Raw genomic sequence first — 24,991 nt, forward strand, 5'->3', positions numbered from 1 at the left:
AATAAAACTTCCCCCTATATTCTTCAGTAACCCAGCTACCATGGCAGATGTGCTTTAGGTCTGTGGTTTTGCGAAACTACCTTTCGATAGCTGTGCCTTTTTCAAATAAGGAACGATCTTCTCTCTATCTATAATTCCTAAAGATTACTATAGATGATTTTATTGATAGAATATAGGGGGAATTGTTTCCAACATACAAAATAACCATTATTTGGTTGAACTTCACCGGATTAGTTTCCAGTGTTCATATTTTCAAAATTAGAGGCCTTATATTGATCTCCTTTAAATTGCAAACATCATGAACAGCTATTTTGTTTCTCGATGTAGCGTGCGTCTTTTTAGACGCGGGGAATATTTCATTAATTCGATACGCTCTGGGTTGTTGCGCTTATTTTTTGTGGTGATATAATTTCGATCTCCTGTTTCAGTACATGCTAAGGCGATTTTCACTCTCATTTTTCATTCCTCCTAAGTTTTATGCCGTTTCTGTAAAGACCGGAAGCGGATCAAGTAATGAATTCCAGTCCGTTTTCATTTCCTCTTCTGTTAACAAACATTGATCTAATGAAGTCTCAATTGCTTCACGATTCATTTCCACCCCGATAAAAACGAGCTCATTCATTCGGTCCCCATACTGTTTGTCCCAGTTTTCCAATAGTTCGGGTTCTTCCATGAGGATTTGCTCCTTTTCCTGCTCGGGGTAAGCCGCTAACCATTGACCTGCCCCCTGAAGTTCAATCGAAGGTCCTGCTTGTGACAATAACCCTGTTGTATCATTTCGTGTTGCCAGCCAGAAGAATCCTTTGGCCCGCACAACATCTGTCGGCCACTCCTCTAACCATTTCATCCATCTTTCTGGATGAAATGGTTTTCTTCTGCGGTAGACGAAGGATGAAATCCCATATTCCTCTGTTTCCGGAGTATGTTCCTCCGTTAATTCCTTTATCCAGCCTGCAGCTTGACTCGCTTCTTCAAAATCAAATAAATTCGTATCTAAGATTTCCTTTAATGCTACTTGTGAGTGATTACTCTCAATAATTTTCGCATCGGGATTTAGCTTATGAAGAACTGCCTTCAGTTCAAGCACACTCTCTTTTTTCACTAAATCCATTTTGTTTAAGATTAATACATTTGCAAATTCAATTTGATCAATTAATAAGTCGACCACTTCACGAGTGTCCAATTCATCCGTTCCTTGCTTTCGATCAAGAAGACTTTCACCTGAAGAAAAATCATGCCAAAAGCGATTTGCATCGACTACTGTCACCATCGTGTCTAACCTGCAATAATCCGAAAGATTGATTCCTAAATTCTCATCTACATATGTAAATGTTTGGGCTACAGGAATTGGCTCTGAAATTCCAGATGATTCAATTAAGATATAGTCAATATCCCCTGCCTGAACGAGCCTTTCCACTTCGACCATTAAGTCTTCTCTTAATGTACAGCAAATACAGCCGTTTTGAAGCTCTACTAATTTCTCGTCCGTCCGGGAAAATCCACCTTGTTTAACCATTGCAGCATCAATATTTACTTCACTCATATCATTCACAATGACTGCAATCTTTTTATTCTCTCGATTAGCCAATACATGATTCAATAAAGTAGTTTTCCCAGAACCTAGATATCCGCTTAGCACCGTAACCGGTATTTTTTTATTCATTTCCTTCACCTCATTTTAGATAAATCAAAATCATTACGATTTAGAAGCTATAGAAAAATCCTTTTTCTCTATCCTCTATATCCTGTGTTTCATTTCCAAATCCAGTGGATTTGTTCTTTTTCATTTCCATTTCAATGTAAATCGTAATAGTTACGATTAACATAATAATAAATTTTTTTCTTTATTGCAAGTCTTTTTAAAAAATTTTCCTCTTCGTTTCACGGAAGATTTTTTTAAAATGAAAAAGGCATAATTTCATTTACAAACCCATAGAGTTAATTTAGAATGTAAAACGGAATGGTTACGATTTTCCACAAATACTAGATTGGAGTTAAAAAATGAAATTCAAAAAATTAGTTTCCTCATCTGCCCTACTGTTAGGTCTTATTTTAGCTGGATGTTCCAATACTGAGACTGCAGGTAAAACCAAAGAAAAAAACAACAAAGAACCCTTAACAGTTTACACAACCATATACCCGGTAGAAGATTTTACCCAAAAAATCGGTGGAAAGTTTGTTGAAGTGAAGAATATTTACCCGCCAAACGTGGATGCTCATTCCTATGAACCTTCCACAAAAGACATGGTAAATCTCTCTAACTCTGATTTATTTATCTATTCAGGGGTTGGGATTGAAGGATTTGCTGAAAAAGCATCTGAAATATTGAAAAAAGAAAATGTAACAGTCATAAAGGCTGGCGAAGGGATTCATCTCATAAAATCAAACCATTCACATGAGCACTCGCACAATAAGGAAGAAGAAAATGTGGATAATGAACACCATGACGATGGACATGACCATGATGCTGAAAACGAAGAATCTCATGACCATGAAGCGGATGAACATCATCATGGTGACCTCGATCCTCACGTATGGCTGGATCCGATTCTTGCAATTGAACTAGCAACCAATATCAAAACTTCTTTATGCGAATTAATGCCAGAACATAAAACAGAGTTTGAAACCAATTTTAATTCACTTAAAAGCGATTTAGAAAAACTAGATCAAGAATTTAAGACGACCATTGCCAGTTCAAAAACGAAGTATTTATTAGTTTCCCATGCTGCCTACGGATATTGGGAAAAGCGTTATGGGATTAAACAGATAGCCATTTCAGGACTATCTCCTACTCAGGAACCTACCCAAAAACAATTGAAGGAAATCGTGGATGAGTCAGCCGCCCATAACATTCGTTATGTGATTTTTGAGCAGAGTGCTTCACCTAAGGTAGCAACCATTATTCAAAATGAATTAGGGGCAAAGTCGCTTACATTGCATAATCTAGAGTCCATAACAGATGAAAACATGAAACAAAAAGATGATTACTTCAGTATCATGCGTAAGAACTTAGAAACTCTTAAGTCTGCACTAAATGATTAAGAATACGGGAGAACCCCTGCCGTTATAGGGCAGGGCAATCCTATTACAAATTATTATTCATACTCTATCAAAATTTAAGATAAATTTTATGGAATACTATATTTAAGGAGGTTATTATGACTCGAATTCTTCGTAATCATATTATCGATATTACTGGTATGGTCATTCTCTGCTTCACCCTGCTTCTGCTTTCTTTCAGTTTACACTTTCAACTACCCTTTCATCTGTCTCCATCATTGCTAAACCTTAACACGATTTTTCTAAGTATATTAATAGAAGCCCTGCCATTTGTTTTAATAGGCGTCCTTATTGCTGGTGTCATCCAAGTCTTTGTGACGGAAGAACATATCCGAAGATGGATTCCGAAGAATAGATTTCTAGCCATCACTATGAGTTGTGTCATTGGAGCCCTCTTCCCCGCTTGTGAATGTGGAATTGTGCCCATCACCCGCCGTCTTGTCGGTAAAGGTGTGCCAATTTATGCAGCTATTGGCTTTATGCTGACAGGCCCGCTTATTAATCCAATTGTCATTGCCTCTACATACATGGCGTTTGGAAATGATTTTAAAATAGCTGGGCTAAGGATGGGATTGGGTTTTATTATCTCGATCATTATTGCTTTTGTTATCAGCTTGATTTTTAAAGGAAATCAATTGAAAGCCTCCGTCCCTTCCGTTCAATCACACTCCCATTCTAAAAAAGAACCTATTTCAACAAGATTTTGGGACATGCTGATCCACTCCATTGATGAGTTTTTCGATATGGGAAAATACTTGATTATGGGAGCTTTTTTAGCAGCTTTTGTACAAACCTATTTGCCTGCGAGGGCTCTCTTTGAATCCGGAAATGGTCCAGCGGCATCGTTGGCAATCATGATGGGATTGGCGTTTGTTTTATCACTATGTTCAGAAGCAGATGCCTTTATCGGTGCGTCCTTCAGCAGCCTTTTTCCAACCTCTGCGATTTTAGGATTTTTAATCTTCGGGCCGATGATGGATTTGAAAAACACCCTCATGATGCTGGGTGTCTTCAAGGGGAAATTTGTGATGGGTGTATTGGCGTTAATTACGGCAACCATCTTTATTACTATTATGCTTGTACAAAGCTTTCTATAAGGGGGAGAATTTGTGAATTTTCACATACAACAAGCTGTTAGAGCGTTTATTTTGCTATGTTTTTCCGTCATGCTTTTTAAATTGCATTATACAGGTGAAATCTTAAAGTTTATTAACCCTAAATATGAAGGACTAAGCCAGTCCGCTTCCGTTTTATTTTTAATTTTGTTTTTTATCCAAATCACGAGAATATGGTCCACTACGAGACATAGCCATCACCACAATTGTGATCACGATGACCATTGCTGTCATCATGACCATGGTGATTCTCAAATTAATACAAAAAAGGTAATTGCCTATGTCATAATTGCTTTTCCTTTGGCCACCGGGTTCCTGCTTCCTGCTAAGGTGCTTGATGCCTCCATCGTAGATAAAAAAGGTGGTATGGCTGTTTTAACCAATCAAAAGAAAACAAAAAAAGAGAATATTGGTGACGACCAAAAAGATCTTACATCACAACATTCCAAAGTGATAGATCCTAAAATAATTTCGGAAAAGGAATATGAAGAAATTAAACAAATCTTAGAACAAAGCCACTTGATTAAAATGAAGGACAATGTATACTCCGTCTATTATGAGGAAATCGATAACAATCCTGATAAATTTAAAGGAAGAGAAATCGAATTAAAGGGGTTTGTTTATAAAGAAGACGAGTTTAAACAGGACCAATTAGTAATTGCAAGGTTTTCTATTACCCACTGTGTTGCAGATGCTGGTATAATTGGATTTTTATCGGAGTTCAAAGATGCCTCCAGCGTTGAGGAAAATACATGGATTGAGGCAAGAGGAGTTTTAGATATCAGTACCTTTAACGGTGCCGAGCTTCCTATTATAAAAATTACAAAATGGAAGGAAATTAAGGAACCTAATCAACCTTATATTTATCCGATTAATGTTAAGATATTTTAAATTTCTCCAAAAATACTAACTAGTGAAGGCAAAAAACAAAGAAAAACAATTTTTAAGCAAAACTTACAGCATTTTAGCTAGTTTTTTATTGGGAGCTATTTCAGGAATCTAGCCCTTTAAAGTAGAAGTGGCACAAGGATTATTCTATTCTTGCGCACGACTAGTATAAGCTACCGCCTATTTGTTTGTTCGAGTACTCCATTAAGGCTGTTTTGCTTTCTTTTCACATTAACTATCAAACAAATATGTTGTTAATTAACACATACCTGAGTTACTCCATACAATATTCAAAAAATGGAGTTGAACCTTATGGCAAGATGGATTGACGTATCAACTTCAAAACATCAATTAAAACTTTTTGATCGTCACAAGCTTATAAAAACTTACCCAATAGCAGTTGGAAAGATATTGTCACCAACCCCATCAGGAACATACACAATTATAAATAAACAAAGCAATCCCGGCGGACCATTTGGAGTGCTTTGGATGGGATTATCAAAACCTCATTATGGTATACACGGAACAAATAACCCATCTTCTATCGGTAAGAACGTATCACATGGATGTATTAGAATGTTTAATCATGATGTTCTAGAATTATCATCTAGAGTTCAAATTGGTACTAAAGTTTTTATTCATAAATGAATTTGTTATCTCGACCCTTCACAGCATATTTTTGTGTCTAAAACTTCGTTGTGTGCATCGTTGAATATTTCTAAAATAGTGAATTGTGAAGAAAGATTAGAAGGAATGCTTCCATCAATTATTCAATCAGCTATAGACATTCTTACTTCTGAAAAAGAGCTATATGGCAGACTGCGGGAATCGTGCAAAAGCAAAGCGATTTTATCATAATAAAAAATAATAGCTCCTAATACGGAGTTAATTTGCTTAAGATTGCACAATGTCAACATCATTTCAACACGGGCCTTCACCTTGCCATTACGGAGCTAATATCAGTCTTTTATGTCATCAACAAACAATACTGGATAATGTTATTGATATTCAACAAACCTGCCCTTATCTACAGTAAGAAGGCGTCTTTTTGATATGCCCCTACACAAAAAGGGATTAGATTGTGGTAAGATAAAAAGATTGTGAAATTCATCACTTAAACTAGCAAGGGCGTTCTACAATCAATGGAAACACCTTTTTCTTATTGAACGGGGAGTTTAGTTGAAGAGAGGTTTTTAACTTGTATTCGACAATCGGGCCATATGTGGAACAACTCATTTTATGAAAATTAGATATCTATTCTAAATTTTAAAGGAGATTGTGTAATTATGTACTTAATGTAACGAGGCTTTAGTTCAACAAGAAGACCATCACATCATAAATTTTAGAAAATAAAAAAAAGAATCTTCAGTTGAAAATTCTTATTTAAAAGCTAGGCTATTCATCGTAATGTTATAACTCATTTACGTCAATTTTTCAAATTGTACTTTCAGTGAGAGTAACACTAAGGTTATTCATTATGAACAGACTCCTATATAAATTTTAAATTGGTAAAAAATCTTCTAATTGCAAACATAGTTATTATTAACTTAGACAAGTTTTTTTATTCAACCACCTAATTTGGTGAGCTGTTATATACATTTCTATTGTTAACATTATTATTTTGCAGTTTTAATCTTCAGCAATCGGACGCTTTTCTTTAATAAGAGGCATCTTTTTACATTGCTCCTGATTCTGGAATAACTTATTTGAGAGATTGGATTATGTTTAAAGTTTAGAAGAGTTGTGAAGGTTTCTATTTAAACGAACAGATGCTTAAGTTAAATAAGGTTTCAGTAATCATAATAACAAAACTCGCCAATTTCTATGGCGAGTTTTGTTTTTTATATACCAATAACGATTTCAGAACGAATTTCATTTCGCCATGTATTTTAGAAAAGACCTCAGAACGGACCTTTTAAGAATAAACCCAGATACTTTCTTACAAATATTAATTAGTAAACTACATTCCCTTTCCGCTCTAACGAATACCTGGCTGCCGATTCACCTGCTAACTTTCCAAAGACCGCGCCAGACATTAGGCCTGATCCTCCAGGGTAATTTTCATAAAAGAGACCACCCACCATTTCACCTGCTGCATATAGGCCCTTAATAGCATTCCCTTCCTTATTTAATACTTCACCTGTCGGGCTGACATGGACTCCCCCAAATGTAAAAGTGATTCCGCAGGTGACAGGGTAAGCATAGAAAGGTGCTTCGTCTAAGCGTAAAGCCCAATTCGTTTTTGGAGGCGTAATCCTAACGGTTCCTTTATGATCTTTTACGGTTGGATTGTATTCCCCCTCTTGGACTGCTTCATTGTATTCAAGGATAGTTTTTAAAAACTGTTCCTTATTCACATCCATTTGATCCGCTAATTCTTCCAGCGTATTCGCCTCATATACGGTCGCTTCTTCTAGATTGTACTCTTTACGTAACATGGAGCGTACCTTCGCATCAAATAATTGGTAGGCTATCTGATCTGGCTGTTTTAATACTTCTCTTCCGTATTTGGCGTAGGTATAATTTCGGAAATCTGCCCCTTCATCAACAAATCGCTCGCCATTTTTATTAATTAAAATACCAATTGGAAAGGAAGATTTCTTATAAATATCACCTGGCTTGTTAAAATCTCCTACTTTTGGTGCGTTAAGATCTGTACCAATGGAATGGCAACCTGACCAATCTCCATACCTTTGCGCACCCAGAGCCAATGCCATAGAAAGGCCATCCCCTGTATTAAATTCTGTTCCACGTACAATGGCTGATCCCCATTCCAATCCAATATATTGGGTACGCATTTGTTTATTGGCTTCAAAACCTCCACACGCCAATATAACGCATCCCGTGTTGACCATTACGGCTTCCTCTCCTCGTTGAACGAGGATGCCTTTCAATTGATCATCTTCAGCCAATAGTTTGATTGCCTGAGATTCATACCAAATATCAATTCCTAACTCTTTTGCCCGATCATTTAATTGCTGGACAAGACCGACACCTTTATTATGGGTTTTCACTGGAAGTCCACCCCAAAAATGGTGTTTCCCCTCATTTTTATATGATTGATTTTCATAGTTTAATTCAAATTCAACACCATGGCTCTGCATCCAAGCAATCGTCTCAAAAGACTTTGATACAAGTTGATTCGCTAATTCTGGATCACTTTTCCCCTCTGTCACTCTCATCAAATCATGATAGTAATCGCTTTCTGAATAAACCGGCATATTAATTTGTTCAGCTTCTTCATCCGTAATACTAGGAATGACTTTTCTTATTTCTTCTATTCCTTGGTAAGCAAATCGAATGGCTCCATCCGTAAAAAATGAATTTCCTCCTCTTTTATTCATAGGTGCTTTTTCAAGAACCAGGACGTTCACTCCCTTTTCTCGAGATGAAATGGCCGCACAAAGTGCCGCATTCCCTGCCCCAACTACAACAACATCATAATTTATCATTTATATCTCCTCCTCCATTGACTTATAAATCTAGTTTATTTCGATTTTACCGATAAATAAAATACCGTAATTTTATTTAGATTCATAAATTTTTTTTATAGATGTGTTGAGGAACTTTACAGATGATGTTAAGATTCCTGTATACTTAATATTTAGAATATTGCAGACTGAGAGGTATATAAATTGGACGAAAAAGATTGGAGAATTCTTCAAACCGTTTATCAGGAGAGAAATATTACAAAGGCTGCTGAGCGTTTATACATATCTCAGCCGGCTCTAACCTACCGAATTAAACAATTAGAGGAAGAATTTAATGTAAGAATTCTTTTAAGAGGTAAAAGAGGAGTCGAATTTACACCAGAAGGAAATCATCTAGTACTCTATTCAAATAAAATGTTGGCCGATTTGAGAAAAACGAAGGAACACTTGGAAAATATGGATACCAAAATTAGAGGAACATTAAGATTAGGGGTTGCAAGTATTTTTGCACGATATGAGTTACCAGAGATCTTAAGTGCCTTCTTAAAAGAATATCCAGACGTTGAAATTATCTTAAAAACCGGATGGAGCGCCGATATGCATAATTTACTTCAGAAGGAAGAGACACATGTCGGAATTATTCGGGGAAATTATAATTGGCCCGGGAAGAAGTATTTGCTTAATGAGGAAAAATTATTTGTTGTTTCTAAAAATAAAATTAATATAGAGGACCTCCCTGAATTGTCAAGAATTAACTACAAAACAGATCTTACATTAAAAACAATAACAGATACCTGGTGGCAAGAAACATTTGATACCCCACCTAAATATACGATGGAGGTCGACCGGATTGACACCTGTATTGAGATGGTGTTACACGGACTTGGATTCGCGGTAGTTCCTGAGATTTCCTTAAAAGGCTATCATCAATTACATAGAATTGAAGTTTCATCCAAAAATAAGAGTGAATTCTCTAGAAGGACTTGGCTGATTTTTAATGAGAATTCCCTAGAATTATCCATTGTAAAGGCATTCGTAGATTTTATTCTTAAACGGGAAAAAAACGAATAAGGCACACGAATCAAATCTGATTCGTGTACTCCCATTATCGTTAGGTTAACCATTATTTTGTCATACTTATTTCTTTTTTCGTTATTCGCCGCTCTAGAAATTTAAAAACTGTTGGTAACACCGTGATGACAACGCCGATTCGAAGCACCTGCACGACCACGACGAAGGTAGAATCTGCATCTAGCGCAACAGCAGTAGCTGCCATTTCCGCAATCCCACCTGGCGCGAATGCTAAAATAGCTGTAATCCAACTAATATCGGTTACTTTTGACATCACGGTTGCACAAAGCGCCATCACCATAATTAGCCCCACTGATCCAAGTGAACCGACTAATAATGTCCGTTTGATTCCAACAAACATTCGACTCGTAAATCGTGAGCCGATGCTGACTCCAATTAATAGCTGTGATATGACGAGGAGCCAGTGCGGCCAATAAATGACTGTAAAGCTTTCCTTATACAGACCACCTATCGCCTGCCAAATGGCTACCACGATCATACTGCCTAGCAGCCATGGAGTAGGGAATTTTAAATATTTCGCTAGGAATGAACCGCCAACAGAAAGAAGCACTACTAACCCCATCCAAAAAAGTTGATGTGCCCCCACTGACGCATCACTAGCGATTACACTGGTATGAAGCTCTTCACTGCTGTTCGTCCAATAAATGGCTAAAAGCGGAACCGTACCAATCACTAATAGAACTCGGATGATTTGAATGATACTAACTAAAGCAGGATTCGCCCCTATTTCTTCGGCAAAAATAGGCATGACTGAAATCCCGCCAGGTGCGGTTCCAATAAAACTTGTTAAGAAATCCGTTTGACTAAATCGCCATAAAAAATACCCGGAAAGAAGGGAAAATAGAATGGATACTAGGAGGATAGTGATGACATAAAGCCAATTCTCAATAAATAGGTGGAAAACGCCCGTATTCATTTTTTGTCCTAATTCTACCCCCAATATCCATTGACCGATAAACATCCAGTATTTAGGAACTCCTAGTGACCCCTCGGCAGGGTGAATCCAAGACGGGATCCAAAGAGAAAAGATTCCACCAATCAGGAATGCCCCTATCATCCAACCAACAGAAATGCCTGTTAAAGAAACAAAATACCCGGAGAGGATACAGAGTAACAAAATATAAAGTCTTTTCTGATTCACCTATAAAAACCTTCTTCCTACCTCAGGAAATTTTCAATCCCCCCATTAAAAGGAAAAGTCTTGCAGCATTCACAAGACTTTTTCTACTCTATCCCTCCATTTTATTGATTACTCTTTTCGGCAAACTCATTGTTAACAACCTTTTCAAAAGGCGCATTCACTCCTTCAAACTTAACATTCATCTCATATCCACTTTTGGTTATAACCGGTGTCCGTGCAAACGCTTCGAAGTTGTTTTCAAATGCGGCATCAAAGGTTACCTTATCAAGCTTATCAAATGATTTTCTGACTACCTCTTTCGCCTCTTCTTTATTCTCACTTATAAACTTTTCCGCTTTCGCAATCGCATTGGTCATTTTTTGGATTGTTTCCGGATTCTTTTTAATAAAATCTTTTTTTGTTAGTAATGTACTATGTGTAAACCCATCTAATTCTTTAATTTCGCCCTTCGACAGGTTTAGTAATAATATACCTTCATCACTAGTAATAGCTTGCTCAGATGTCGGCGAAGAGAATACAAATGCCTGAATTTGATTATTCGTGAATGCCGGGAGAATGGCTTCGGCTTTTCCTAGAGGGACGATCGTTGCATCCTTATCCGGATTTAGATTTTGAGTTTTTAATAAATGACGAACTAAACGATCACTGCCGCCTCCTGGCTGTGTAATTCCAATGCTTAATCCCTTTAACGCTTTAATTTTCTCATCAATGGATGAATCTTCGGTCACACCCAGCTTCTGAGCCACATCTTTCCTAATCACCACATTAGATGCATATTGATTAATTAAAGAGGCAAATGCCTGTACGTCCTGACCTTTACTATTCACATCCATTACCACGGACAAGCCTGTTGCCCCAACCTCTGCTCCACCCCCTACTACTGCAGAAAGAACATTTGTAGATCCTCCGGCAATTGTTACTTCAACGTCCAAACCTTCTTCTTTAAAAAAGCCTTTCTCTTGGGCAACATAAATTGGTGTAAATAATAAGCTGGAAGAGGATTGAGCAATGGTTATTTTTTCTGCATTCCCCTTTTTTCCTGCTTCGTTTGAAGATTTTTCAGCACTACATGCCGATAACAATAACATACTAGTTAATAACCCTGCTGCAAATGTTTTTACCCTACGCATAGATACTCCCCATTTCCTTTTGTTTAGTTTGATTGGTCCGTCTTCCAACGGAGGAAGCGTTTTTCAATTAATCCAGTAACAATGAAATTTAAGGCAATTGAAAATAACATGAGTATAATTAAGGCCGCAAAGGTGCCACCCGTGTCATATTGCCCAGCCGAATATTGAATTAAGTAACCAACTCCTCTGTTCGAAGCCGTAATTTCACCAACAACGGCTCCAATTAAAGCGTAGGGAATAGATGTTCGTAGTCCAACCATGATCCACGTCAGTGCAGAAGGTAGAACCACTTTGAAAGTAATTTGTCTTTCAGAAGCTCCCATAATCCGAATATTTTCCAGCATATCTTTATCCACATTTCTAACACCTGCATAGGTATTGATAAATACTAAGAAAAACACTGTAACCGCTGCTAAGATTATTTTCATATCGATTCCAATTCCAAACCAAAGAATAAATAATGGTGCTAGCGCAATTTTAGGCAAGCTGTATAAAGACATAATGAAAGGTTCAAAAATTTTCGCGCCATATGTCCAGCGGCCAAGCAAAAATCCTACAATCCCCCCTGCCAATGCACCGAATACGAATCCTAGTAGCGTTTCTTGCACTGTGATGGATAGATGGTAAAACAATTCCCCACTTACCGTCCACTTGTAAATTGCTTGCATAACATCAGTGGGAGAGCTAATCCAAAACTTATCTATCACTCTTCCAGATAAGAAATGCCAAATGAATAGAGTAAAAACGATGATAAATAGTCTAATAATAGAAAGTTTAATAAATTCCTTACGTTTCCTCATTTTTCTTTTGGAAAGGGCCTTTTTCTTTGACTGCTCAATAATAATTGCTTCTGAACTCATATACTAACCTCCAATTCAAATTCATCTTTTAATGCACTCCAAAGCGTTGTATGCGCTTTCGAGAATTCCGGCGATAGACGGATGTTATATACATCTCTTGGTCTAGGGATATTTATTTTTTCAACCATTTTAATGGTCCCCGGGCGCTTACTGAATACCGCTACTCTATCGCCTAAAGAAACCGCTTCGTCAAGATCATGGGTAACAAAGATTATGGTTTTCTTTGTTTCCTTCCATATTTCTAATAATTTATCCTGCATGATTAACCTTAATTGAGCATCTAGTGCACCAAACGGTTCATCAAGCAGTAAGGTTTCTGGATTGTAGGCCAACAATTGAGCCAAACTTACCCGTTTTCGCATTCCACCGGAAAGCTCTTGAGGATAATGTTTTTCAAATCCATCCAGTCCTACCATTTCAATATAGCGTCTACATCTTTTTTCTCGTTCACTTCGACTGATCCCTTGGATTTCTAACCCGAGTTCCACATTTTTCATAACTGTTCGCCAAGGCAGCAGGTTATCCTTTTGGGTCATATATCCTACCTTCGTATTTACCTTGTTTACCGGCTTCCCATCGTACATGATGGATCCCTCATCGGCCGTCATTATTCCAGCACACAAATTTAGCACCGTTGATTTCCCACAGCCGCTTGGACCAATTACTGTTAGAAACTCCCCTTTTTCAACCTCTAAATTAATGTTGCGTGTTGCCCAAAATGTTTCATCATTACGTTCAAATTGTTTGGATACACCGGAAAATTTTATTAGTGCCATTTTTAACATTTCCCCTTTCGCTATAGTAATAACCTATCATAATTAAAATAAATTTTAAAATTTAAAAAATTTATAATAGTACATAAAAATAATCTATTTAAAAATTTAATCCATTTTCAATTTATTAATAAATTTATTTTATAAACTATGATAAAAATCCTGTATTTTTCTTACTATCTTAATCCCGTTAAGCTAAATGTAAAATTATTAACAAGGTTGTGTTTAAAATGAGCAGCTACATTCAGAATTATCGAATTCCTACTACCATCATGAGAGGCGGAACGAGCAAAGGTTTAATATTACGCTCCATTGACCTCCCATCCAATCTCATTCTTAGGGATCAAGTGATTTTACGCATATTTGGAAGCCCTGATACAAACCAGATTGATGGTTTGGGAGGCGGGTCTTCCTTAACGAGTAAATTAGCGATTGTTGGTCCTCCTTCCCATCCAGATGCACAAATAGATTATACTTTCGGTCAAGTCAGTCTTAATCAAAATACAATAGATTATCAGGCTACTTGCGGTAATATTGCTACAGCGGTTGGGCTCTATGCGTTAGAGGAAGGGTATACTAGATTTACTGAACCCCTGACATGTATTCGTGTCTATAACACAAACACCAAAAAAATAATTGCCATTGAAATACCTGTAGCAAATGGTCAGATACAATATGAAGGGGAATTTAAAATTGACGGAGTTCCCGGTCTTTCATCAAAAATCATGTTAAATTTCTTAGATACAGGTGGTACACATACAGGAAAAACATTGCCTACCTCCAATCCAACAGATATCATTCAGATACCGGATGGGAGAAAATTTGAAGTTTCGATTATAGACTCTGTCAATCCTCTTGTCTTCGTACGAGCTAAGGACGTAAGTATACAGGGTACTGAGTTACCGGCTCAAATAAATAGTAAGCTAGAACTATTAAATACTCTTGAGAAAATACGTGTAGAAGCTGGAATCCTTGCAGGTTTCCTTGAAAATAGAGATCATGTTACACCTTCCACCCACGCGTTGCCTAAAATTGCCGTTGTTTCACCGCCACAGGATTATGTAAATATAAATAACGAAATCATTCGGAAAGAAAATATTGATATTACATCCCGATATATTTCAATGGGGACATTACATCGAGCCTTTGCGGTTAGTGGGGCCATTGCTGTTGCAACCGCTGCCCAAATTAATGGAACCATTCCAAACCAACAAATATTTGTAGCAGGAAACGGAATCAGAATTGGTCACCCTTCAGGCGTACTTTATACTGAAGTCACTGTCGAAAAGTCAGGTTCCAACTGGATCGTCCCACGTGCAGCAATTGGAAGAACGGCTAGAAGAATCATGGATGGATATGCCTATGTCCCATTTTCAATGCTCACTCCAGAGGATGAAGTTGGAAAAGAAATATATGAAGTGCAACAGTATTAAAAAAGGCTTGTAATAAGCCGCATAAGGTTGGATTTGTTTACCGAAAATGTATGAAGCACCATACCTAAAGGTTTTTCCTATATAGGAATCTATAAAGAACTCTATGATGTTGCTTAACTCTAAACTGAATACCAATGGCTCATCATTTGTTCTTGGTTGGTTTTACCTGCAGCGAACAGGACAAAAAAAGCGGCAGTCATTATGTGATATTTTCACATCTTGCTGCCGCTTTTTCATTCATATTTAAAACCTTGCTGGTGAGAGATGCTCGATATTATGATTAGTTTTTCCATCTATTATTAAATCAGCACCAATTTTCCCCATCGCTGGAGCCATCTTAAAACCGCCCCCTGAAAAGCCGCTGATTACAAACACATTTTTCATTCCAGGGACTTCTCCTACCAATGAATCATTGTCATCAGTATAACCATCCATATGGACACTTACCCTGGTTGGTTCTGGTATTAAGTCCGGGAGAAAACTCTTAACAGCACTATTTATCGTTTCAAGCTCATCCATTCTTATATTCTTGTCAACATGATCGGGATCCTCAATATCCCCATACAAGGTATTAAGAGCTATTTTTACCATCGAACCTTCAAGAGTTGGAACACCAAAAAAATTAATCCCATTACTAATTCTCATAAAGCCCGGGAAACGGTCAGGTTTAAATAAACTGATATTTCTTGATGGATACCAAGTCATACCAATTTTTTTAGGAGTAATGACTGATTTCTTTACATTTGGAAGGAATTTTCCTGTCCATGGTCCTGCAGAAATAACAACTTTACCAACATAATAATTCTTCCCGTTTGCCTTAATCCGTACCCTTTCATTCTCTTGTTCTATTTCCTCAACACATGTGTACCTATGAATAGCCGCCCCTAATTCTTCCGCTCGTCTAGATGCCGTAACAACCGATAGTTCAGGTCTGATATACCCGGCTAATTTATCAAGAACCATAACTTCGCCATCTAATAATCGATGTTGCGGAAATCTCCTTTTGGCGGATTCGCCCTCAAAAATTTCGTGATCTAGTTGAAATTCATTGATAGCTGTAAGGATATTTCCAACAAAATCCTCATCGGGATTCCCTATCATGAGGCCGCCATTGATTGTGAGTAAATCTTCGCCGGTTTCCTTTTCTAACTTTCTCCATAGATTATAAGATTCTAATAATATAGGAACAAATAATGAGTTTGTATTTTTTAATGGGGCGTAACCTGCTGTCCGAAAAAGTCGTGACTCTCCTCCTGCTGCCGACCGGTCATGACCAATCCCAAATTGTTCAAACCCAATAACACTAGCTCCCCTCTTGGCCAGCTGCCACATCACCATACTCCCCATTGTTCCTACACCAATTACCGCTACATCTGCATCCATTACTTTCTCCTCCTTCCATCTATACAATTCTCCAATGCTTAAATCTTGTTATTAGCTGTTTGATCCAATACAAGTGATGCCTCGTTTAGAGATAAACCTCTTGTTTCTGGTGCTAATAAAATGGATGTAATAAAACCAATGACTAGTACTCCTGCACCAATTAGTAATGTCACCCCAATTCCGTAACGTTCTATTCCCATTGGAAGCAATAGTGTACCGACAGCTGCGCCCGTTCTTGACATCGCTGATGCAAACCCTACACCGGTAGAGCGTATATGTGTAGGAAAAAGTTCACTTGGGTACACATATTCAAGATTTCCAGCGGCAGTTACAACAAATAAAAATACAGCAAAACAAAGGATTAAGATAAAAGCACTTGGATTCGGTATGATTCCTAGAATAAATAGGGAAGGGATTAGAATGGCGAAGGATACAATCATAAAATATCTTCTGGAAACCTTATCCATAATCCAAACACCAAAAATGACTCCAGCTAATTGAAATAAATTTAATATGAGAGTGCCAGTTAAGCCATCATCGGAAAGGTTAAATGTTTTTAGGATTTGTGGAGCGAATGTGATAATAGCAAAGAATGGAGTTATTTGGCAAAACCAAAAAACGGAGCAAAAGATGGTTCGTTTCATATATTTTTTAGAGAAAAGTTCGAGATAACTGGTTTTTACATTTTCTTCTATAACTAAATCATCAATGACAACATTGGATCCAATATATTTCTTAACAATATTTTCAGCTTCTTCTCTTCTGCCCTTATTAATTAGCCAGCGAGGAGATTCAGGTGCCCCCCATCTTAAAATTAAAACAATAAACGCAGGAATGGAGCTGCTTGCAAGCATCCAGCGCCAGATAGTATCTCCCCCCATTTTAAGCATAAAGTAGCCGGCAATAACTGATACTACAAACCCTAATGTCCAGACTGCATTTAGACAAGCAAGCAAACTTCCACGTTGTTTTTTAGGCAAAAATTCAGCCATAAGTGCCGCCCCAATAGCATATTCAGCTCCAATGGCGATCCCTAATAATAATCTGACTATGAATAATTGTGTTGGATCTGTAACAAAAAATTGGGAAATAGATAATACTAGCATTAATATTAAATCAATTGTAAAGGCGAGTTTTCTTCCGATTCTGTCTGTTAACCATCCACATAGTAAACTTCCAATAAAAATACCTATTAATGCAGAACTCCCGATCATTCCATACCAAAATGGAGTAAGATTCATTTGTGGACCTAACAAAACCATTGCATAACCAATCATACCCAGGATATACCCGTCGCAAAACATGCCTCCAGTTGTAAACGAAACCACCCGCTTATGAAAGCTGTTTAATGGTGCTTCATCTAAGGTTATTTGACCCATTATTCGTCCCTCCATTTGAATTATTATTTAGTTTTGAAAATCTGCTGTGTAGCATTTTTACTACTATCCGAAACCTTAAACTTCTTCTGTACTGTTTTTATAACCAAATGCTCAGTCCCTTTTTAAATTAAAAACGCCTTCAAGGATCCAAGTACCCACTTACCTCATCTCCCTTCTTTTGTTATGTTTATTATTTTATTAAGGAATGGTCATCTGATGACCATTTGTTTGGAAAAGTTACTATCTTCCTAAGTAAATGCCACTATTATCCAAATAGTACAAACACTTTCCTTTCCTGACAACGTGATTAGTTTAAAGTATTTGCAGAAAACTGCTAATAATAAAAAACCGTCGGTGCTTTAACACCATACGGTCTAATGCAATAGTAGATTCTTGTCATCGGGATTCATTATAAGCAAAAGTAATATACCCAAGATTAACTGAACTCCAATTTTTTAGAAACAATCGTAACAAGATGGATATGAATGGCAATGCTCTTCAAATCCCCGTATCCGTTCCTGATGAGTATATAAATTAAACTCTTTTCCTCTGATAAACCCAACTGCGGTTATGCCCAGCTCCTCTGCTAAACTTAATGCTAGATTAGTAGGAGCAGATTTGGAGAGAATGATGCCTGTGGCTTTTAGCAGGACTTCCGATGAGATTCTGCCGCTGAACACAAGGATTTTATCACTTAAGGAAATACGATGAATCAAACAGTAGCCATAAAGTTTATCAAGAGCATTATGCCGGCCAATATCCGATCTCGATTTCAGAAAAAAAACGCACTGCATGAATGGATTTCTGTGTTCTATTAGCGAATTTCAATGTCCTATTAGCGATTTTAAGGATTCTATTAGCGATTTTTAGAGTTCTATTAGCGAATCAAGAAAGCCACATTTTTTTAGAGAAGAGCCTTGGTTTTTCATAGGGACACAATCTACACAACCTTATAAATAGTGGTCGTCATTGGCATGGTGCGCCTGATGTTCCGGTAACTGGGTGGTCCGTTCTAAATGGCTTGTTTCGCTTCCCATCCCCTTCAGAAATTCAAACAGAAAGGCAAACGAACGGTTAATTTCAGGATCCTTCAAGGACCTCACGATATCAAAATAACCCATCTTATCATCTTCATCCTTGCTTTCCGAAACTTTAGCGATTCCGGCATTCAGCTTGAGGAGAATTGGTTCAAGCTGCTTCACGTTTAATGTGCCGAGGATTCCCGCCATGAGCATCAGGTTCTTTAATGTGTTCGCTGTTTCCTTTGTGTCTGCCTTTTTAATCAAGATTTGCAGGACCTTGTCACCTTCCGCAAATAGTCCGCCTAGCAACGAAATGATTCCTCGATCATGCATATGTTTCACCATATCCAATGTATCTAACAGAGCTTCCTTATTCTTCAACAATGAATCTTCTATTTCCCGTAAGTCCTTTTTCCGCTGATCGTCTTCTGATATCCTCATGTGCTGGATTTGCTTGATTGCTTTAGCCATTTTTCGACCGCTCCCTTTCCTTTACAAGATCCCCTGGGAAAATATAATCCTTTCTGGCCCATTTTTTCTGCACCTGAACGCCGATCTGCGGCAGTGGATGTCCATGACGGAAGTTGATTTTTGGCAGTGGATTAATTCCCTCTTGCTGTAAGATTTCGAGTTTGACGCGGGTATCCTTGTAAGCTGGTGTATCCGTATCTTTATCGGCTGCACTGCTTGTCAGGAAGTTGACGGCTCCGTCTCCTGCGTCATTCATAGGGAGATACACTTCCTTTCTTTTTACTCGGTCGGTAATCGTACATTTCACTTTGACATTACCGAACGGGGATGTCAGGCGGACAAGCGTTCCGTTTCGAATCCCGCGCTCTTCAGCAAGCTCCGGCGAGACCTCGAGGAAAGCCTCTGGTGTTTTTTCGGCGATTCCTTTTGATTTGTAGGTAAGATTCCCTTCATGAAAATGCTCTAAGATCCGGCCGTTGTTCAGATGAATATCATATTGTTCATCAAAATCAAGCGGCTTTGTCCATTGAACGGGGTATAGCTTTGCTTTTCCGTCCTGCATAGGGAAACCATCTTTGTAAAGGAGCGGCGTATCGGCTCCATCTGGCTGCACCGGCCATTGCTGGCTGTTGTAGTCCTCCAGCCGTTCATAGCTGACACCGGCATAAATCGGCATCAGCATCGCCGCTTCTGCCATGATGTCACTTGGATGCTGATAATTCCAGCCAGCCCCAAGTCTGTTCGCGACCAACTGGATAATCTCCCAGTCCGGCTTGGAATCCCCAAGTGGTTCAAATACTTGATACAGCCTTTGGATGCGCCGTTCCGTGTTGGTAAAGGTTCCTTCTTTTTCGAGGCTTGGACTTGCCGGCAGCACCACATCAGCAAACTGCGCTGTCCGGGAGAGGAACATATCCTGAACGACAAAGAAATCGAGCTTTTCAAAGGCGGCATGCACATGGTTGATGTTGGAATCGACTAATCCCATTTCTTCCCCCTTGATGTATAACGCTTTCACTGTCCCTTCGTGAATCCCTTCAATCATGTCGTGATTGTTAATGCCAACCTCTTGTGAAAGCTTCACACCCCATGCTTTTTCGAATTTTTCCACAGCTTCCGGATCGTCTACCCGCTGATATCCCGGGAAATTCTCCGGTGCACTGCCCATGTCCCCTGCACCTTGGACGTTATTATGGCCTCGCAGTGGATAAGCTCCTGCACCTGGCCGCCCGTAATTGCCTGTCACAAGTAATAGGTTGGAAATGGCCGTACTTGTATCACTTCCCCCGAGATGCTGGGTAACGCCCATCGCCCAAAGAATTGCCGTTCCGTCAGCCTTATAAATCATTTCCGCGATTTGAATCAGCGTCTCTTTGGAAATACCGGTTACCTCTTCGGCATACCCAAGCGTATAAGGAGCCAGGCTTTCCTGGAATTCCTTGAAGCCATTGACATTTTTTGCGATAAACTCTTCATCTGCCCAGCCCATATCAATGATGTATTTGGTCAGCGCGGAGATCCACACTAAATCAGACCCGGCCTTTGGATGAATGAACAAGTCCGCTCGGGCAGCCATCTCATGCTCGCGCAAATCAGCGACTATCAATTTTTGCCCGCGGAGCTTGTGGGCGCGCTTGACCCTTGTTGCTAACACAGGGTGTGCTTCCGCGGTATTAGAACCGACAATGATCACCAAACCGGCTTTGGCGATATCCTGAATCGAACCCGCATCGCCGCCGTAGCCTACCGTGCGGTGCAATCCGACCGTTGCCGGAGTTTGGCAGTAACGGGAACAGTTATCAACGTTGTTTGTACCAATCACCTGGCGGGCCAATTTCTGCATTAAATACGATTCTTCATTGGTACATTTCGAAGAAGTAATAAAGCCCATCGATTGTGGCCCGCTCTGGATGCGAATCTCATTAAATCGTTTCGCAATCAATTCCAGTGCCTCGTCCCATTCTGCTTCCCGGAAGCTGCCGCCTTCCCTGATTAATGGCTTGCTTAACCGTTCTTCACTGTTCACAAAATCCCATCCAAATTTCCCTTTGACACAGGTGGAAATGCCATTGGCAGGGGCTTTCGTATTTGGCTCCACCTTTAAAATTTTCCGTCCTTTTGTCCAGACGTCGAAGCTGCAGCCAACGCCGCAGAACGTACAAACCGTTTTCGTCCGTTTCACTCTTGCCTCGCGCATCGCGGATTCCATATCCGAAACGGTGAGGATCGAACCATAACCTGTCTCTACTCCTTTGGTCAATTCAATCATCGAACGGAGCGTCCCTTTTTCAATCCCGGTCAGATACCCGGCCTCTCCAAGCATTCCTTTTTCCATCATCGCATTACAAGGACAAACAGTGGAACAATGGCCGCATGATACACAGGAGGATTCATTGATTGGGACATCGTTATCCCAAATTACCCGCGGGCGTTCCCTGTCCCAATCGATTCTCAGCGTTTCCGTCACCTGTACATCCTGACAAGCCTCGACACAGCGGCCGCATAAAATACACTGGTCAGGATCATATCGGTAAAAAGGGTTGGACATATCCGTATGGTACGGCTTCTGCTCCCATGGAATACTTTGATGATTGATGCGCATTTCCTTTACGGTGTTATGTATTTCACAGCCGCCATTGTTATAATCACAAACCGTACAATACAATTCATGGTTATGAAGAATATTGTCCATCGCAGTTGTTTGCGCTTTTTTTACCAGCGAGCCCGTCGTATCGATGACATCCCCTTCCTTTAATGGGGTCGAGCAGGAGCGGACAAGCTCTCCATTTACCTCGACAATACACGTGTCACAGGTTTCTATCGGTCCGAGGCTGGGATGATAGCACACCTGCGGCACTTCAATGGAGCTGTTGTTCAGGTATTGCAAAACCGTCTGGCCTTCCGCTGTCTCCACTTCCTTGCCGTTCATCGTAATGACGATGTTATTTTTCAAATGTCATCACCCTTCCTATCAGATTAGTAGTCTCTTTTTTTAGTACCCCAATTGGGAAAATATCAAAACCTTATTTGCTGGTTTTTATGAGAAGTCATCATTATTTTCATAAAACTTAATAAATAGGCTGCCTATTTTTCTATGTATATAGTTATAAGCGTAAGCTTGTCCACCATTTTTACATATGATGTTCTTGTAAGAGTCTCTTATAGACTTCTAGATAGAAAGGAGGAATAAAAATGCCTTTCAACGTAGCCACATTTCTTGTCGTTGTTGTTTTATTAGTTGCCCTGCTTTTAGCAAGTTTACTTGGCGTTAACCAAGCTCCGATTTTAGCTGCTATTTGCGCAACCTTAGGTTGTCCGTAATTAAAGTGGACAAGCTTTATCTATCTAGGAGCTCCTTTTAAATAGAGTCATAAGCCCCGATAGATTATTTTTAAATAATCTATCGGGCTTTTTTAACGGTAGTGAAAAAAGAATAAGAAAATAGGAAAGGTGGTTTTATCATGACCAATCATAATAAAGGTAAAAATAACAATCAAAAAATGGATTCCTCCGACCAGCGAGAAGCCATCACGAAACTCGCAAACAATCTTGTCAAAAATGAAAATACCATTGATATGAGCTCTATTATGAGAATGGCAACCAATCTTCTCCAAAATGATTCATTAATGGATTCTGTGAAAGACCTTGGTCAATATCAGCAAAATTCGCCGAGTAATGCACCTGGAGTTCAAGAGAAACAAGAGAAAACAGAGTTGACATTCATTCACGAGGAATTAAAAAAAATAAACCGTCAGATTATGGAGATTAAAAAGGAAATAGCAGCCCAGAAGCCAAAACCAAAAGGAAATAGAAATTCCCCGCAAAGACCTTAGAACACTTTACTAGGGCTGTAATAGCACCCGTAAACAGCGCAGCGAAGCCTCTGCAGGTCTTTAAGAACTGCTAAGCTTCGCTCTATTTTTTTTTTAAAAACCATTTTTCGGGATGCCGGATATTGCCTCCAATAACTCCATTTTCACTGATTACAATCTTTCATGTTTAATACATAAAAATCTTACATATTCTAATACTGGATAATGTTTAGAATTGATGACCCTAAAGTTGGTGCTAACATGAATGAAAAACTTGATAAAGAGAAAGAGCTTTGGAATAAAATTAATCTCCTTCGTGAAGAAATGGTTCGTACTGCTAGCAAAAAAAATTTAGATTTTCTTGATGATGAAGTTTTAGCATTGAGTCAGGCTTTAAACAAACTTTTAAACGAATATGAAAAATTATTACACGAAAAATAGAGCATCATCACGGATCCCCCTTTTTTTAAAAATGGCTGCTGGCTTCCTTTTTAAGCTCTTCTCATGTGGCTTGCACCTTTCACCAGTGCAGCCTTTGTTTAAGCTTACCTGCCTCTTTTATGGGTTAGCTGTTATTTTTACCGTTAGGCACTTTCTCCTATTCTCACCATGATAATATCCTTACCCCTTAAATTTCCAAATAGGTAATTGGTATAGAATTCCAGAAAAAGGATTGAACCACAAATTCCCATCTATTATAATTTAGACGTCTAAGTAAGTTTGATGGAGGTGCAAGAAATGTCTACAGAGCTTATTTTGTTACAGGACATAACAAAATTTACTTCGAGGTCTGAAGAGTTTTTTCCATTAGAATGGTACAAAAAGATGCTGGAGAACCCGGTATTTTATCACGAAGAAACAGATACGTGGAATGTTTTCAGATATCAGGACGTTAAAGAGGTATTGAGCAACCATGACGTTTTTTCAAGCGTAAACGCAAGAACAAGTATTGCTGTTGGGGCAAATAATACTGAAGGACAGATGCCAGATAAGATAAATTTGATATTTGCCGATCCTCCCTTACATAAAAAAAGACGCTCCCTTCTTTCTGCAGCGTTTACTCCTCGCAGCTTAAAAAGCTGGGTGCCGCGGATCCAGCAAATTGCCGAGCAGCTTATCGATGACATCGAGCCGGGTAACACAATCGATATCGTAGAGGCTTTGACTGGGCCTTTACCTGGGATGGTCATGGCAGACCTAATCGGTGTCCCTTCAAAGGATGTCATGATGTATAAACAATGGGTGGATATCCTATTTCAACCAATCGTGAAAGAAAAACAGGAAGAGCTTGACCGAAAAAAACAGCAGGCAGCCTTAGAGTATTACCAATACCTTTACCCACTTGTCGTTGAAAAACGGGCGAATCCTTCTGATGATATCATTTCCGATTTATTGAAAGCGGAGATTGATGGAGAGCGATTCACCGATGATGAAATCGTAAGGACCACCATGCTTCTATTAGGTGCAGGCGTGGAAACAACTGGACATATGCTGTCCGGCATGTTCTATTCCCTTCTATATGATGATCAGAGCTTATATGGTACATTACGAAACGATTTAGAACTCGTTCCGAAAACCGTGGAGGAAATGCTCCGTTACCGGTTTCACAATTCCAAAAGAGAGCGGACCGTTAAACAGGATACCAACCTCTTGGGTGTTGAAATGAAAAAAGGTGATGTTGTCATTGCATGGATGAGTGCTGCCAACTTCGATGAGAGCATGTTTGAAAATCCTTTTGAACTCAATATCCATCGTGCAAATAATAAGAAACATTTAACCTTTGGGAATGGGCCGCATTTTTGCCTTGGCGCCCCTCTTGCAAGATTAGAATTGAACATCGTACTAACAGCATTCCTGCAAAAAATTACGAGTATTGAACCGGTTGAGGCGTTTGACCTGGAAAGCAATCTGACGGATGCAGCCGTTGGCCAAACCTTGGTACATCTGCCGGTGAGGATCTATAAATAGTAGTTTTAAAATGTTATTGGGCCAGGGCCAGCC

General features: G+C 38.9%; 21 protein-coding genes, 1 pseudogene and 1 riboswitch. Of the genes and pseudogenes, 10 read left to right on the top strand and 12 right to left on the bottom strand.

What is annotated here, in order from left to right; genetic code table 11:
• Nucleotides 1-22 precede the first annotated feature (22 nt).
• A riboswitch (cyclic di-GMP riboswitch) is annotated at nt 23-107 on the bottom strand.
• 199 nt (nt 108-306) lie between these two features.
• Nucleotides 307-456, bottom strand: a complete 150-nt coding sequence (gene rpmG / locus A6749_RS27215) for a 50S ribosomal protein L33 (protein ID WP_066400466.1) — start codon at nt 454-456, stop codon at nt 307-309.
• Between the two features lie 19 nt (nt 457-475).
• Nucleotides 476-1,663, bottom strand: a complete 1,188-nt coding sequence (locus A6749_RS27220; RefSeq protein ID WP_066400468.1) for a GTP-binding protein — start codon at nt 1,661-1,663, stop codon at nt 476-478.
• A 338-nt stretch (nt 1,664-2,001) separates the two neighbouring features.
• On the opposite strand from A6749_RS27220, the gene A6749_RS27225 reads away from it, so the two are divergent.
• From A6749_RS27225 to A6749_RS27240, 4 genes are all read left to right on the top strand, one after another.
• On the top strand, nt 2,002-3,042 hold the full coding sequence (locus A6749_RS27225; RefSeq protein WP_066400472.1) for a metal ABC transporter solute-binding protein, Zn/Mn family: 1,041 nt from the start codon (nt 2,002-2,004) through the stop codon (nt 3,040-3,042).
• Between the two features lie 116 nt (nt 3,043-3,158).
• Nucleotides 3,159-4,157, top strand: a complete 999-nt coding sequence (locus A6749_RS27230) for a permease (RefSeq protein ID WP_066400474.1) — start codon at nt 3,159-3,161, stop codon at nt 4,155-4,157.
• Nucleotides 4,158-4,169: 12 nt separating this feature from the next.
• The gene (locus A6749_RS27235) at nt 4,170-5,066 is read left to right on the top strand and encodes a TIGR03943 family putative permease subunit (RefSeq protein ID WP_066400475.1); all 897 of its coding nucleotides are present in this window, start codon (nt 4,170-4,172) and stop codon (nt 5,064-5,066) included.
• Between the two features lie 309 nt (nt 5,067-5,375).
• On the top strand, nt 5,376-5,711 hold the full coding sequence (locus A6749_RS27240; protein WP_066400476.1) for a L,D-transpeptidase: 336 nt from the start codon (nt 5,376-5,378) through the stop codon (nt 5,709-5,711).
• Nucleotides 5,712-7,015: 1,304 nt separating this feature from the next.
• Here the strand turns inward: A6749_RS27240 and tcuA are convergent.
• The gene (gene tcuA / locus A6749_RS27245) at nt 7,016-8,515 is read right to left on the bottom strand and encodes an FAD-dependent tricarballylate dehydrogenase TcuA (RefSeq protein WP_066400477.1); all 1,500 of its coding nucleotides are present in this window, start codon (nt 8,513-8,515) and stop codon (nt 7,016-7,018) included.
• Between the two features lie 183 nt (nt 8,516-8,698).
• On the opposite strand from tcuA, the gene A6749_RS27250 reads away from it, so the two are divergent.
• Nucleotides 8,699-9,565, top strand: a complete 867-nt coding sequence (locus A6749_RS27250) for a LysR family transcriptional regulator (protein ID WP_066400483.1) — start codon at nt 8,699-8,701, stop codon at nt 9,563-9,565.
• 52 nt (nt 9,566-9,617) lie between these two features.
• Here A6749_RS27250 and A6749_RS27255 read toward each other — a convergent pair whose 3' ends face one another.
• From A6749_RS27255 to A6749_RS27270, 4 genes are all read right to left on the bottom strand, one after another.
• Nucleotides 9,618-10,727, bottom strand: a complete 1,110-nt coding sequence (locus tag A6749_RS27255; RefSeq protein WP_066400484.1) for an AbrB family transcriptional regulator — start codon at nt 10,725-10,727, stop codon at nt 9,618-9,620.
• 101 nt (nt 10,728-10,828) lie between these two features.
• On the bottom strand, nt 10,829-11,857 hold the full coding sequence (locus A6749_RS27260; protein WP_066400486.1) for an ABC transporter substrate-binding protein: 1,029 nt from the start codon (nt 11,855-11,857) through the stop codon (nt 10,829-10,831).
• A 23-nt stretch (nt 11,858-11,880) separates the two neighbouring features.
• On the bottom strand, nt 11,881-12,717 hold the full coding sequence (locus tag A6749_RS27265) for an ABC transporter permease (protein WP_127487395.1): 837 nt from the start codon (nt 12,715-12,717) through the stop codon (nt 11,881-11,883).
• On the bottom strand, nt 12,714-13,493 hold the full coding sequence (locus A6749_RS27270) for an ABC transporter ATP-binding protein (protein ID WP_066400488.1): 780 nt from the start codon (nt 13,491-13,493) through the stop codon (nt 12,714-12,716). The genes A6749_RS27265 and A6749_RS27270 overlap by 4 nt, the downstream gene beginning before the upstream one ends.
• Nucleotides 13,494-13,720: 227 nt before the next feature.
• Here A6749_RS27270 and A6749_RS27275 point away from each other — a divergent pair, with 227 nt between their 5' ends.
• Entirely contained in the window at nt 13,721-14,923 is a 1,203-nt protein-coding gene (locus tag A6749_RS27275) for a 2-methylaconitate cis-trans isomerase PrpF family protein (protein WP_066400489.1), read from the top strand.
• Nucleotides 14,924-15,166: 243 nt separating this feature from the next.
• On the opposite strand, the gene solA is transcribed toward A6749_RS27275, so the two are convergent.
• The 5 genes and pseudogenes from solA to fdhF form a co-directional block, all read right to left on the bottom strand.
• The gene (gene solA, locus A6749_RS27280; RefSeq protein ID WP_066400491.1) at nt 15,167-16,306 is read right to left on the bottom strand and encodes an N-methyl-L-tryptophan oxidase; all 1,140 of its coding nucleotides are present in this window, start codon (nt 16,304-16,306) and stop codon (nt 15,167-15,169) included.
• 38 nt (nt 16,307-16,344) lie between these two features.
• The gene (locus tag A6749_RS27285) at nt 16,345-17,685 is read right to left on the bottom strand and encodes an MFS transporter (RefSeq protein WP_066400493.1); all 1,341 of its coding nucleotides are present in this window, start codon (nt 17,683-17,685) and stop codon (nt 16,345-16,347) included.
• Between the two features lie 455 nt (nt 17,686-18,140).
• A pseudogene (locus A6749_RS27965) lies at nt 18,141-18,455 on the bottom strand (formate dehydrogenase accessory sulfurtransferase FdhD); the annotation flags it as partial.
• A 180-nt stretch (nt 18,456-18,635) separates the two neighbouring features.
• Nucleotides 18,636-19,178 (bottom strand): helical membrane plugin domain-containing protein, encoded by a 543-nt coding sequence (locus tag A6749_RS27290; protein ID WP_066400495.1) that lies wholly within the window; start codon nt 19,176-19,178, stop codon nt 18,636-18,638.
• Entirely contained in the window at nt 19,171-22,131 is a 2,961-nt protein-coding gene (gene fdhF / locus A6749_RS27295; RefSeq protein ID WP_269085719.1) for a formate dehydrogenase subunit alpha, read from the bottom strand. Before fdhF ends, A6749_RS27290 begins: the two co-directional genes overlap by 8 nt.
• Before the next feature lie 239 nt (nt 22,132-22,370).
• Between fdhF and A6749_RS29235 the strand changes: the two genes are divergently transcribed.
• The 4 genes from A6749_RS29235 to A6749_RS27310 all read left to right on the top strand — a co-directional run bounded on the left by A6749_RS29235 (nt 22,371) and on the right by A6749_RS27310 (nt 24,958).
• Nucleotides 22,371-22,499: a hypothetical protein gene (locus A6749_RS29235; protein WP_269085720.1), complete on the top strand. Its 129-nt coding sequence runs from the start codon at nt 22,371-22,373 to the stop codon at nt 22,497-22,499.
• Between the two features lie 140 nt (nt 22,500-22,639).
• A complete protein-coding gene (locus tag A6749_RS27300; protein ID WP_066400497.1) occupies nt 22,640-23,011 on the top strand; it encodes a hypothetical protein in 372 nt (123 codons plus the stop codon).
• A gap of 204 nt (nt 23,012-23,215) precedes the next feature.
• Nucleotides 23,216-23,431, top strand: a complete 216-nt coding sequence (locus tag A6749_RS27305) for an aspartyl-phosphate phosphatase Spo0E family protein (RefSeq protein ID WP_084798016.1) — start codon at nt 23,216-23,218, stop codon at nt 23,429-23,431.
• 297 nt (nt 23,432-23,728) lie between these two features.
• Nucleotides 23,729-24,958, top strand: a complete 1,230-nt coding sequence (locus A6749_RS27310; protein ID WP_066400501.1) for a cytochrome P450 — start codon at nt 23,729-23,731, stop codon at nt 24,956-24,958.
• Nucleotides 24,959-24,991 lie beyond the last annotated feature (33 nt).

Origin of the sequence: Neobacillus mesonae (assembly GCF_001636315.1) — a bacterium.
Taxonomy (GTDB): domain Bacteria; phylum Bacillota; class Bacilli; order Bacillales; family Cytobacillaceae; genus Neobacillus; species Neobacillus mesonae.